The sequence below is a fragment of the Citrobacter sp. ANG330 genome (genome assembly GCF_047467925.1).
Taxonomy (GTDB): Bacteria; Pseudomonadota; Gammaproteobacteria; order Enterobacterales; family Enterobacteriaceae; genus Citrobacter_A; species Citrobacter_A amalonaticus_G.
This window is the reverse complement of sequence record NZ_JASJUI010000009.1, coordinates 1-13,460: the sequence shown is the minus strand read 5'-3', so window position 1 is coordinate 13,460 and position 13,460 is coordinate 1. Positions and strand designations below refer to the sequence as shown.

8 protein-coding genes and 1 pseudogene are annotated in these 13,460 nt (G+C 55.0%); 3 read left to right on the top strand and 6 right to left on the bottom strand.

Annotated elements, in window-relative coordinates; all coding sequences use genetic code 11:
• Positions 1-22: 22 nt before the first annotated feature.
• Complete coding sequence (locus tag QNN88_RS17840) at positions 23-1,654, bottom strand: Na/Pi cotransporter family protein (protein WP_414241390.1); 1,632 nt, start codon at positions 1,652-1,654, stop codon at positions 23-25.
• Positions 1,655-1,679: 25 nt separating this feature from the next.
• Between QNN88_RS17840 and QNN88_RS17835 the strand changes: the two are divergent.
• A pseudogene (locus QNN88_RS17835) lies at positions 1,680-1,785 on the top strand (hypothetical protein); the annotation flags it as partial.
• Positions 1,786-1,879: 94 nt separating this feature from the next.
• Here QNN88_RS17835 and metH read toward each other — a convergent pair.
• Complete coding sequence (gene metH, locus QNN88_RS17830) at positions 1,880-5,563, bottom strand: methionine synthase (protein ID WP_414241389.1); 3,684 nt, start codon at positions 5,561-5,563, stop codon at positions 1,880-1,882.
• A gap of 193 nt (positions 5,564-5,756) precedes the next feature.
• Between metH and iclR the strand changes: the two genes are divergently transcribed.
• Complete coding sequence (gene iclR, locus QNN88_RS17825; protein WP_042320966.1) at positions 5,757-6,581, top strand: glyoxylate bypass operon transcriptional repressor IclR; 825 nt, start codon at positions 5,757-5,759, stop codon at positions 6,579-6,581.
• 20 nt (positions 6,582-6,601) lie between these two features.
• Here iclR and aceK read toward each other — a convergent pair whose 3' ends face one another.
• From aceK to metA, 4 genes are all read right to left on the bottom strand, one after another.
• Positions 6,602-8,374 (bottom strand): bifunctional isocitrate dehydrogenase kinase/phosphatase, encoded by a 1,773-nt coding sequence (gene aceK, locus QNN88_RS17820; protein WP_414241388.1) that lies wholly within the window; start codon positions 8,372-8,374, stop codon positions 6,602-6,604.
• A gap of 100 nt (positions 8,375-8,474) precedes the next feature.
• A complete protein-coding gene (gene aceA, locus QNN88_RS17815) occupies positions 8,475-9,779 on the bottom strand; it encodes an isocitrate lyase (RefSeq protein WP_043001801.1) in 1,305 nt (434 codons plus the stop codon).
• 157 nt (positions 9,780-9,936) lie between these two features.
• Positions 9,937-11,538, bottom strand: coding sequence for a malate synthase A (gene aceB, locus QNN88_RS17810; RefSeq protein ID WP_414241387.1), 1,602 nt, complete (start codon positions 11,536-11,538; stop codon positions 9,937-9,939).
• A gap of 267 nt (positions 11,539-11,805) precedes the next feature.
• Complete coding sequence (metA, locus tag QNN88_RS17805; RefSeq protein ID WP_414241386.1) at positions 11,806-12,735, bottom strand: homoserine O-succinyltransferase MetA; 930 nt, start codon at positions 12,733-12,735, stop codon at positions 11,806-11,808.
• A gap of 156 nt (positions 12,736-12,891) precedes the next feature.
• Between metA and QNN88_RS17800 the strand changes: the two genes are divergently transcribed.
• On the top strand, positions 12,892-13,341 hold the full coding sequence (locus QNN88_RS17800) for an acetyltransferase (RefSeq protein WP_414241385.1): 450 nt from the start codon (positions 12,892-12,894) through the stop codon (positions 13,339-13,341).
• Positions 13,342-13,460: the final 119 nt, after the last annotated feature.

Sequence of the window (13,460 nt, the reverse complement as noted above, 5' to 3'; positions counted from 1 at the left end):
CCGGATAAGCGCTGCGTCAACGTTAATAATCATCCCGCTCGTCGTCTTCGTCCGGCTGTTCCAGTACGCTGTAAGCCACGGAACAGAACAATGAGTTCAGACGCTGCATATCCCCCAGTAACCCCAGGTGCAGAGAACTGGTTTCAATACTCTGGACGTTCTGCTGATGCAGACGATCAACGTGCGCGTGTGAATAACGGCGATTCAGTATGCGGAAGCGATGCTTGCTACGGCGCAGACGACGGGCGCTGGTCACATCGCCGGAGAAGAATACCGACATCGCCAGTTGCAGGTTGCTGAGCAACTGGTCGTACAGCGCATCCAGCTCTTTTAAGCCCTCAATCGAAAACGCCCGCCGCGCCGCCAGCGACTTGTCAGCAATCTCGCTGCCCATGCGCTCCACAATATCCGACGCCTGTTCCAGGTTGAGCGACATTTCAATGATCTCCGCCCAGCGGCGCGACTCCTCTTCCGCCAGTTCCTCCTTCGGCATCCGCGCCAGATAGAGCTTGATGGCGGTGTAGAGCACGTTGATGTCATCCGCGATTTTGCGCAGCTCTTTCTCTTCACGCGGCTCGCCGTGCATTACCTTTTTCAGCCCTTCCATCATCTGTTCCATCGCATCGCCGATGCGCAGCGCTTCACGGGCGGCATTGGCCAGTGCAAGGGTCGGCGTATCCAGCGCGCTGACATCCAGATGCTTTGGCTTGAGATGCCCATCCAGCTCCGGCTCATCACGAATAATGCGCTTACAGAAGCGCGCCATCGGCTCGGCAAACGGAATCATCGCCAGGCAGCGCACCAGGTTGTAGAAGACATGGAAATAGATAACCAGCTCAGATTTGGGCAGTGGCAGCTCATCCATCAGATTCGCCAGCGGATGGACAAACGGCAGAATAATCAGGCTACCCACCAGCTTGAACAGCAGGCTGCCGAGCGCCACGCGTCGCGCTGCCGCGTTGGCCGCGCTGTTGTTGAGCATCGCCAGCAGGCCGGAACCGAGGTTAGCACCAATCACCAGACAGAGCGCCACCGGGAAGGAGATAATCCCCGCCGCTGTCAGGGTAGCCGTTAACAGTACCGCCGCCAGGCTGGAATAACTGATAATCGCAAACATCGCGCCAATGAGCGCATCCAGCATAATATCGCCGGTCAATGAGGCGAAAATGACCTGTACACCGTTGGCCTGGGTAATAGGGGTCACGGCCTGGACGATCAGCTCCAGCGCCAGCAGGATCAAGCCAAGGCCAATCCCCACACGGCCCAGTTGTCCGGCACGTGTCTGTTTACGCCCCAGAAAGAAGATCACGCCGATGAAAATCAGCAGCGGCGACAGCCACGATAAATCGAAGGTGAGGATACGCGCCATCAGCGCGGTCCCCACATCTGCGCCGAGCACAATCACCAGCGCAGGCGTCAGCGCGACAAGATCCTGGGCGACAAACGAGGTCACCAGCATGGTGGTGGCATTACTGCTCTGCACCAGCGCAGTGACGCCAATCCCTGCGCAGAAAGCGAGCGGTTTCTTTTCGACGCTACGGCTAAGCACGGTACGCAGGCGAGCGCCGAACACACGCATCACACCAGTACGCACAATATGGGTACCCCAGACCAGCAGGGCGACAGCAGAAAGCAGGTGGAGCAAAGTTAGCACGGAATCAGGTACTCCTTATTGTTATAGGTTCCCGGGGCTCATGCCTGATGACGCTGCGCTTATCAGACCTACAAGCAACCGGTAGGCCGGATAAAGCGTTTACGCCGCCATCCGGCAAGCAACGTTCATGAGCCTTCTTTCAGTATAAGGGTTTAAACGCAAGAAAGAGACAGGGCGCTCAGTGAGCGCCCTGTGAGTTGTAAGGAAAGATGACGGTTTTATGAATCAGTCAGCATCATAGCCCAGGTTTGGCGCCAGCCAGCGCTCAACGTCAGAGACACTCATCCCTTTACGGAACGCGTAGTCCTCGACCTGATCGCGCTGAATCTGTGCAACCGCGTAATATTTGCTGTCCGGGTGGCTGAAGTACCAGCCGGAGACCGAGGCGCCAGGCCACATGGCGAAGGACTCGGTGAGCTTCATGCCGGTGTGTGTTTCCACGTCCAGCAGTTGCCAGATGGTGCCCTTTTCAGTGTGTTCCGGACAGGCCGGATACCCCGGCGCCGGGCGAATCCCCTGATAGTTTTCGCGGATCAGCTCTTCATTGCTGAGATTTTCGTTCGGCGCATAGCCCCAGTAAACTTTACGCACGCGCTCATGCAGATACTCCGCGAAGGCTTCCGCCAGGCGGTCAGCAAGCGCTTTCACCATGATCTTGTTGTAATCATCGTGCTGCGCTTCAAACGCCTCCGCCAGTGCGTCTTCCTCCAGACCACCGGTCACCGCAAAAGCGCCGATGTAGTCCGCTTTACCGGACAGTTTCGGCGCCACGAAGTCGGCCAGGCAGTAGTTGGCGAAACCGACTTTTTCCGTTTGCTGACGCAGATGATGGCTGACGGTCAGCACATGCGTACGCGTTTCATCACGATAAATTTCGATATCGTCGCCTACGCGGTTTGCCGGGAACAGCCCCACCACACCGCGCGGGTTCAGCGTTTTCTCAGCGCTTAATTTATCCAGCATATCGTTGGCATCTTTAAACAGGCGTTTCGCCTCTTCACCTACCACCTCATCTTCCAGAATGCGCGGGTATTTCCCGGCCAGCGACCAGGTCATAAAGAACGGCGTCCAGTCGATGTAATTACGCAGCGTTTCAATACTGGCTTCGACGACCTGCACCCCCAGACGATGCGCCACCGGCGGCGTATAGTTCGCCCAGTCAAACGCCAGATCGTTATCCCGGGCAGCGGCCAGCGTGACCGGCGGGGTGCGCGGTTTCTTGCGGCCATGCTGAATACGTACGGTTTCATACTCTTTGCGGGTCCGGGCGACAAAATCGTCACGCTGAGTGTCAGAAAGCAGCGCAGCAACCACGCCAACGGTGCGCGAAGCGTTCTGCACATACACCGTTGGGCCGCTGTAGTTCTGCTCGATTTTCACCGCAGTGTGCGCTTTCGAGGTGGTGGCGCCGCCAATCAGCAGCGGAATGGTGAAGCCCTGACGCTCCATCTCTTTCGCCACGTTGACCATTTCGTCCAGCGACGGGGTAATCAGCCCGGAAAGGCCAATCAAATCCGCATTCACCTCTTTGGCGGTTTTGAGGATCTTCTCCGCCGGCACCATCACGCCGAGATCGACGATTTCGTAGTTATTACACTGCAACACTACGCCAACGATGTTTTTGCCGATGTCGTGCACATCACCCTTCACGGTAGCGATCACCATTTTACCGTTACTGGAGCCTTTCTCTTTGCTGGCTTCGATAAACGGCTCAAGGTACGCCACCGCCTGTTTCATCACGCGGGCGGATTTCACCACCTGCGGCAGGAACATTTTGCCCTCACCGAACAGGTCGCCGACGACGTTCATCCCGTCCATCAGCGGCCCTTCAATCACCTCGATCGGGCGAGCAGCCTGCTGACGGGCTTCTTCGGTATCCTGTTCGATAAATTCCGTGATGCCTTTGACCAGCGAGTATTCGAGGCGCTTTTTGACTTCCCAGGTGCGCCACTCCGCCATCTGCGCGTTAGCTGTCTCATCGGCCTTGCTGCCCCGGTATTTTTCCGCCAGTTCTAGCAGGCGTTCAGTACCGTCATCACGACGGTTGAGGATCACATCCTCTACCGCATCGCGCAGTTCGGCGGGAAGATCGTCATAGATCGCCAGTTGTCCGGCGTTGACAATCCCCATGTCCATACCGTTGCGAATGGCGTAATAGAGGAACACGGCATGAATAGCCTCACGCACCGGGTCGTTGCCACGAAACGAGAATGACACGTTGGAGACGCCGCCGGAGATCAACGCGTGCGGCAGCTCGCGTTTGATGTCTTCACAGGCGCCGATAAAGTCCTGCGCGTAGTTATTGTGCTCATCAATACCGGTCGCCACCGCGAAAATATTCGGATCGAAAATGATGTCTTCCGGCGGGAAGCCCACCTCTTGGGTGAGGATGGTGTATGCCCGACGGCAAATCTCAATTTTACGTGCGCGGGTATCCGCCTGCCCCTGTTCATCAAAGGCCATCACCACTACCGCCGCGCCGTAACGACGCAGCAGCTTCGCATGATGGATAAAGGTTTCAACCCCCTCTTTCATGGAGATCGAGTTCACGATACCTTTGCCCTGAATGCACTTCAGCCCTTTCTCGATGACCTCCCATTTCGAAGAGTCGATCATGATAGGCACGCGGGCAATGTCCGGTTCGCCCGCAATCAGGTTCAGGAAGCGCACCATCGCCGCTTCGGCGTCGAGCATCCCCTCATCCATGTTGATATCGATAATTTGCGCACCGCTTTCTACCTGCTGACGGGCAACATCCAGCGCTTCGCTGTATTTTTCTTCTTTGATCAGACGTTTAAATTTGGCGGAACCGGTAACGTTGGTACGCTCGCCGACGTTCACAAACAGGCTGTCGTCGCCAATGTTCAGCGGTTCAAGACCGGATAAGCGGCAGGCCACCGGGATTTCCGGCAACGGGCGCGGCGGCAATCCTTCAACCGCCCGGCTCATTGCCGCGATGTGTTCCGGCGTGGTGCCGCAGCAGCCACCGACGATATTCAGGAAACCGGCTTCGGCCCATTCGCGGATCTGCGTCGCCATCGTGTCGGCATCAAGATCGTATTCACCAAACGCATTCGGCAGACCGGCGTTCGGGTGTGCGGTCACGTAACATTCCGCAATGCGTGACAACTCCTGCACATACTGACGCAGTTCATCCGGCCCCAGCGCACAGTTAAGCCCAAAAGTCAGCGCTTCAGCGTGACGCAGCGAGTTATAAAACGCCTCTGTCGTCTGGCCGGAAAGGGTACGTCCGGAAGCATCGGTGATGGTGCCGGAAATCATGATGGGCAGGTCGACGCCCAGCGCTTCCAGCTCTTCTTTCACCGCAAAAATCGCCGCTTTCGCGTTCAGCGTGTCAAAGACGGTTTCGATTAAAATCAGGTCACTACCCCCTTCCACCAGCGCTTTGGTGGACTCACGGTAGGCGGACACCAACTGATCAAAGGTGATATTACGAAATGCCGGGTCGTTTACATCCGGCGAGATCGATGCGGTCCGGTTGGTTGGGCCGAGAACGCCCGCCACATAACGCGGTTTCTCCGGGGTACGTACGGTCCATTCATCGGCGCAGGCGCGCGCCAGTTTCGCGGCGGCAAGGTTGATCTCCGCTGACAGAGACTCCATCTGGTAATCCGCCATCGCGATGGGCGTGGAGTTGAAGGTGTTGGTTTCGATGATGTCCGCGCCCGCTTCAAAATAGGCGTTATGAATGGCGGTAATCACCTCCGGCTTACTGAGCACCAGCAGGTCGTTATTGCCTTTCAGGTCGCACGGCCAGTCGGCAAAGCGCTCACCACGGAAATCCTCTTCACTCAGACGGTAGCTCTGGATCATTGTGCCCATGCCGCCGTCCAGCACCAGAATACGTTCATTTAACTGCGCACGCAGTTGTTCAACTTTGCTGCTCACACTTGCTCCCGACAACGCTCAACCAGACCGAAAAAGTCAACAAAACATAGTGGCATAAACAGGGCTGACGGAAAAGCGAACGACGGGCAACATGAGACATGTTCAGCTTCACTCCTCCGATCAGTACAAGATTTCTTGCATTATAATCGAATAAAACGAAAATGATTTCCACGATACAGAAAAGGAGTCAGCTATGGTCGCCCCCGTTCCCGCCAAACGCGGCAGAAAACCCGCCGCGACGACAGCCCCCGCCGCCGGACAGGTTCAGTCACTGACTCGTGGTCTGAAACTGCTGGAATGGATCGCGGAATCCAACGGCAGCGTGGCGTTGACCGAACTGGCTCAACAGGCTGGCCTGCCGAACTCGACCACTCACCGTTTACTGACCACCATGCAGCAGCAGGGTTTTGTCCGTCAGGTGGGTGACCTTGGACACTGGGCAATCGGCGCGCATGCCTTTATCGTTGGCAGCAGCTTTTTGCAGAGCCGCAATTTGCTGGCAATCGTCCACCCGATTCTGCGCAAACTGATGGAAGACTCCGGCGAAACGGTGAATCTGGCGGTGCTGGATCAGAGCGACCATCAGGCGATTATCATTGACCAGGTGCAGTGTACTCAACTGATGCGCATGTCTGCGCCGATCGGCGGTAAGCTGCCGATGCATGCCTCTGGCGCAGGCAAAGCGTTTTTAGCACAGCTGAGTGAAGAACAGGTGACCCAGTTGCTGCACCGCAAAGGGCTGCATGCGTATACCCACGCGACGCTGGTCTCTCCTGTCCATCTGAAGGATGATCTCGCGCAGACGCGTAAACGCGGCTATTCGTTTGATGATGAGGAGCATGCGCTCGGACTGCGCTGCGTGGCGTCGTGTATTTATGACGAGCACCGCGAACCGTTTGCTGCGATCTCCATCTCTGGACCGATTTCACGCATCACCGATGACCGCGTCACCGAGTTTGGCGCGATGGTGATCAAGGCAGCGAAAGAGGTGACGCTGGCGTACGGCGGGATTCGGTAGGCCTGATAAGCGTCGCGCCATCAGGCAGATCGGCGCACATTGCCGGATGGCGGCGTAAGCGCCCGGTCGGTTTCATAACGTACGCTGAATCGCTGGCGACGGCGATACGCGTAAACATCTTCAACATGCCCTTCGCGAATTCGCGTCTGCAGGCCGCGCCAATAGTTGGCGCTGAACAGGTCGGCGTGCATCTCTTCAAACAGCGGTCCGATGCGCGGATCGGCACATAACCAGTGGCGAAACTCTTCCGGAAACACATCGCCAGGAGACACGCTATACCAGGGCTCGGCACTCATCTCATCTTCCGGGTAGCGCAGCGGTGGGATGTCCCGGAAATTTACTTCCGTCATGTAGCAAATCTCATCGTAATCGTAGAACACCACACGACCATGGCGGGTAACGCCGAAGTTCTTGAACAGCATGTCACCGGGAAAAATGTTGGCAGCAGCAAGCTGGCGGATAGCATTGCCGTACTCCTCAATCGCATCCCTCAATTGCTGACCTTCTACCTGCTCAAGCCAGATATTGAGCGGCACCATCCGCCGCTCAATATAGAGATGGCGAATGACAATCTGCTCGCCCAGATCGGTAATTTTTTCCGGCGCTTCCTGCAGTAACAGCGCCATCAGCGCCGGATCGATTTGCCGTTTTTCCAGCACAAAGTTTTCGAACTCCTGCGTATCCGCCATGCGCCCCACGCGATCGTGCTCTTTAACCAGCTGGTAGCAGGCCCGGACGTGAGCGGCGGACATTTCTTTCTGCGGCGCAAATTTATCTTTGATGATTTTGAAAACCCGATCGAATCCCGGCAGCGTAAAGACCAGCATCACCATACCGCGTATACCCGGCGCTTCAATAAACTGTTCATCACAGCTACGCAGATACAGCAGATATTCACGATAGCTTTCGGTCTTCGCATGCTTCTGACAACCGATCGCCATGTACAGCTCGGCCGTGGTTTTCCCTGGCAGGATCTCACGCAACCACTCCACCAGTGCGGCAGGCAGCGGCGCGTACACCATGAAATAGGAGCGGGCAAAGCCAAAAACGATACTGGCTTCTGCCGTGGTGGTCAGGCAGGTATCCACAAACAGTTCACCTTCATCGGTGCGATGAATCGGCAGCAAAAAGGGCAATGTGGCGGATGGCGTGATGAGTTTGCCGACCAGCCATGCGGCTTTATTGCGATAAAACAGTTCGTTAGCCACCTGAAGATGGCACTTCTGCAGGGTCTCTTCACCGAAGGTTTCACGCAAATGCAGGGTGATATAGCGGATGTCACGCCCTTTGTTCTGCCACGGCAGACGCAGCGGCAGATCGCTGAGTACACGCATGAGCAGCGGTTCCCAACCGCCATCCGGGAAGAAATCTTTTGCCAGCGGGCGCGGGATCGTCCGAAAACGACGTTCCGGCTGGGAGCTAAAAATAAAAAGCCGCTCGGGAGTGAGCGAGCGGTGGTCAAATAACCGACAGTACACGGAGTTAAAAAAACTCTCCGCAATCTCGAAGCGCGGGTAATCCGGCAAGAGCCGGGTGTAATGCTCCTTCACACGCAGCAAAAACGCCGCGTCGGTACTTTTGCCATCAGTAATGCAGCGCAGTTGCTCCACCACCAGACCCACATGATGATCGTAGAGATGAATACGGCTTTTCATCGCCTGCTGCACGGCATGCCAGTCGGCCTGTTCAAAGCGCTGTTGCGCGCCAGAAGTCACTTCCAGAAATCGACCATACTGGGCGTCGAAGCCTTGCAGGATGGTTTGAGCAATCAGTAACTCCAGACCTCGCGACATCGCCTCTCCTTATTCGGCACCACGTTTTGCCGGATGGCGCGTTCGCTTATCCGGCCTACACTTTCGTAGGCCCGGTAAGCACCACGCCACCGGGCGTTAATCAAAACTGCGATTCTTCGGTCGAGCCGGTCAACGCAGTCACCGAGGAAGTGCCGCCCTGAATGATGGTGGTGACTTTATCGAAGTAGCCTGTACCTACTTCCTGCTGATGGGACACGAAGGTGTAACCGTCTTTAGCCGCCGCAAATTCCGGCTGCTGAACCTTCTCAACATAGTGGCGCATGCCTTCACCCTGCGCGTAGGAGTGCGCGAGGTCGAACATGTTGAACCACATGCTGTGGATGCCCGCCAGGGTAATGAATTGATATTTGTAACCCATATCTGACAACTGCTGCTGGAAGCTGGCGATGGTCTTATCGTCCAGATTCTTCTGCCAGTTGAACGACGGCGAACAGTTGTAGGCCAGCAGTTTGCCTGGGAATTTCGCATGAATCGCATCGGCAAAGCGCTTCGCCAGCTCCAGATCCGGCGTGGAGGTCTCACACCACACCAGATCGGCATACGGCGCGTAAGCCAGACCACGGCTGATCGCCTGCTCTATGCCGGCATGCGTACGGAAGAACCCTTCACTGGTCCGCTCGCCGGTAATAAATTCGCTGTCGTACGGGTCGCAATCGGAGGTGATTAGATCTGCCGCATCCGCATCGGTACGCGCGATCACCAGCGTCGGTACGCCCATGACGTCTGCCGCCAGACGCGCAGCGACCAGCTTCTGGATCGCTTCCTGCGTTGGCACCAGCACTTTGCCGCCCATATGGCCACACTTCTTCACCGACGCCAGCTGATCTTCGAAGTGAACTGCCGCTGCACCGGCTTCAATCATCGATTTCATCAGCTCAAACGCATTCAGTACGCCGCCAAAACCCGCTTCCGCATCGGCTACGATCGGCAGGAAGTAGTCCACATAGCGCGGATCGTTGGGTTCAATACCGCTGGACCACTGGATCTGATCCGCGCGGCGGAAGGTGTTGTTGATCCGATCTACCACGGCCGGGACAGAATTCGCCGGATAAAGCGATTGATCCGGATACATGCTGGACGCCAGGTTAGCGTCCGCAGCCACCTGCCACCCCGACAGATAGACGGCTTCAATCCCCGCTTTCGCCTGCTGTAACGCCTGCCCGCCGGTCAGCGCGCCAAGGCTGTTGATGTAACCTTTTTTCGATTCGCCGTGCAGCAAACGCCACATTTTGGCGGCGCCCAGTTGCGCCAGCGTGCACTCGGGATTGACCGAGCCGCGTAATTTCACCACTTCTTCCGCGCTGTACGGGCGACGAATGCCTTCCCAGCGCGGTTGTGTCCATTCTTTCTGTAACGCTTCGATCTGTTGGGTACGGGTTTTCATGTGCAGATGCTCCATATTATTCTCCTGGCTTCCCAGGCGTTATTGGTGAAAGCAGTTTGGTCACGGGAAGCCGCGCAAAAACCAGAGCGTACTGATAGTACGTGAGGATTTTGAGCACGACCCGGGGCCAAAATGGCGAACAAAATAGCCTGGGCAATTACGCCAGCAGGCGGTAGCCTGGCAACGTCAGGAAATCGATTAATTCATCAGAGGTGGTGATTTGTTCCATCAGACGCGCGGCGTCGTCAAAGCGCCCGCTGCTGAAGCGGTGTTCGCCCAGTTCTTCCTGAATCACCCGCATCTCTTCAGCCAACATCTGGCGGAACAGCGCCTTCGTGACCGGCTTGCCGTTGCTGAGAGTTTTCTCGTGATGGATCCACTGCCAGATTGACGTACGGGAGATTTCCGCCGTCGCCGCATCTTCCATCAGGCCATAAATCGGCACGCAGCCGTTGCCGGAAATCCACGCTTCGATGTACTGCACCGCAACGCGAATGTTGGCGCGCATGCCTTCTTCAGTGCGTTCGCCTTCACAGGGCGCCAGCAGTTGTTCTGCGGTAATAGGCGCATCGTCCTCACGCGTGACAAACAGCTGATTTTTGTTCTCACCCAGCACCTCGTTAAAGACCGCCATCGCGGTGTCCGCCAGCCCGGGATGCGCAATCCATGTGCCGTCGTGGCCATTGCTGGCTTCCAGCGCTTTGTCCGCTTTCACCTTGCTGAGCACCTGATTATTTCGCTCGGCGTCTTTGCTTGGAATGAATGCCGCCATACCGCCCATCGCGAAGGCACCACGTTTGTGGCAAGTTTTAATCAGCAGACGCGAATAGGCGCTGAGGAAAGGCTTATCCATCGTTACCACCTGGCGATCCGGCAGGACGCGATCAGGGTGATTTTTCAACGTTTTGATATAGCTGAAAATGTAATCCCAGCGACCACAGTTGAGACCAACAATATGATCACGCAACGCGTGCAGGATCTCGTCCATCTGGAAGACAGCCGGCAGGGTTTCAATCAACAGCGTGGCTTTAATGGTGCCGCGCGGCAGATTGAAACGATCTTCGGTATAGCTGAAGACTTCGCTCCACCACGCCGCTTCCTGCCAGGACTGGGTTTTCGGCAGATAGAAGTAAGGTCCGCTGCCTTTAGCCAGCAACGCTTTATAGTTGTGGAAGAAATAGAGGGCAAAGTCGAACAGACTGCCAGGGATCGCTTCACCACGCCACGTGACGTGTTTTTCCGGCAGATGCAGACCGCGTACGCGGCAAATCAGCAATGCAGGATCGGGCTTCAACTGGTAAATTTTTCCGGCTTCATTGGTATAGCTGATGGTGCCGTTTACCGCATCGCGAAGGTTGATGTGCCCGTCAATGACCTTGTCCCATTCCGGTGCCAGCGAATCTTCGAAATCTGCCATAAAGACTTTCACATTGGCGTTCAGCGCATTGATCACCATCTTGCGCTCAACCGGCCCGGTGATTTCGACCCGACGATCCTGTAAATCTTGCGGAATGCCGCGGATTTTCCAGTCTCCGCTACGAATGGAAGCTGTTTCCGAAATAAAATCAGGCAACTTACCGTTATCGATATCCTGCTGCTGCTGAATACGCGCGGCGAGTAACTTGTTACGTTTTGGCGTAAAGCGCGCCACCAGTTCGGTGACAAATTCTATCGCCCCGGAGGTCAGGATCTGCTTCTCCGGCTCACCCTGCGGCCTGGTAAAGATCAATTCATCCGTCGTCGTTGCCTGTTGATTCATTCTCTAACTCCTCGTCATTGATAACAAAGCATTCCAATGCGAACGAAGGATCGTTGTGCGCTTTTCGTTCAGCACAACTAAGACTACTCATTTAAAATCCAAAATCAAAAACAATTTCCATTTTTAATTTAATTATCAATTAACCTATTGATAACAATAAAGATAAAGTTTAATCACAAGATGAAGTGGGTTTCGGAAATAAAAAAGGCACCCGAAGGTGCCTGATTCACTATGCTGAAACGCTTTAGGATCGTCAGCGACAGGAGATTAATCCAGCGTTGGATTCATGTGACGCAGATCATATGGCGTGATCTGGTAGACGTAATAATTGAGCCAGTTGATGAACAGCAGATTACCGTGGCTTCGCCAGGTGGCGCGGGGTTTGTTTTGCGGATCGTTTTTCGGGAAATAGTTGTAGGGAACGTCGGGACTTAACCCTGCCTCAACATCGCGAAAATATTCACTCGCTAACGTATGCGCATCGTATTCCGGATGGCCCGTGACAAACGCAATGCGTTTATCTTTGCTGGCAAACAGATACGCATCCCCATTCTCAGTCTCGGCGAGGATATCCAGATCGGTGTAGTCGCGGATCAACACAGCAGGAAAGTCAGCGTAGCGCGAATGCGGGGCCAGGAAGGAATCATCAAAACCCCGCGTCAGCAGCGCATGAGGCTGAAGAATATGATGTTCATAAACGCCAGAGAGCTTATCGGTGCGGGTCTGCTTCGGAATACCGTAGAGAATATTGAGTGCCGCCTGTACCGCCCAACAGACAAACAGCGTTGAGGTAACATGATCTTTCGCCCATTCCAGCACCTGCTTGATCTGTGGCCAGTAAGCGACGTCATTAAACTCCACCAGGCCCAGCGGCGCACCGGTGACGATCAGGCCATCAAAGTTCTGATCGCAAATATCTTCAAAATTACAATAGAAGTTGTTCAGGTGCTCGGCTGGCGTATTACGCGACTCGCGGGCATCAATGCGCAGTAACTGAACATCCACCTGCAACGGAGAGTTCGATAGCAGGCGTAAAAACTGATTTTCTGTTTCGATTTTCTTCGGCATCAGATTAAGGATAAGCACCTTTAGCGGACGAATTTCCTGACCTGAAGCGCGGGAAGTCGTCATGACAAAGACATTTTCCTCACGCAAGAAATTGACGGCGGGTAGCTCGTCCTGCACGCGAATCGGCATAACCTGATAACCTCACTACATACGTTTAAACGTTTAGACATCCAGATAGCTGAAGATACCCAGAAATTACGCCGATGTCGAGCCTGCATGTTAAAGGTGAGAAAGTTTCACGACGATATATGCGTTAGAATATAAGCATAACAATAAGGAGAGAATATGGTTATTAACATACGCCGATCCCGGCATGATGAAGGGGAACAACTGATTGCTGTCTGGTGTCGTTCGGTCGACGCCACGCATGATTTTCTGTCCAGAGAGTATCGCGTCGAACTGGAGGAACTGGTTCGCTCCTTTTTACCCGAAGCCCCTTTATGGGTTGCCGCTAATGAGCAGGATGAGCCCGTCGCATTTATGTTGCTTAGCGGAGAACATATGGATGCGCTGTTTGTTGATCCCGATGTCAGGGGCTGTGGAGTGGGTAAACTGTTGATTGAGCACGCGCTTTCATTAGCGCCCACGTTGACAACTAACGTGAACGAACAAAATGATCAAGCCGTTGGATTCTATAAAAAGATGGGATTCTGCGTGAAGGGGCGTTCGGAGGTGGACGATCTTGGACGGCCGTATCCGTTATTGCATTTGCGTTACCACAGAGCCTCATCCTGATCACAGGCCAGATAAGGCGAAGCCGCCATCCGACAGTGGTGCGGTAGTCTGCCTGAGGCGCTGCGCTTGTCAGGCCTACAGGCCGGATAAGGAAAAACCATCATCCGCAAAGCTGCAGC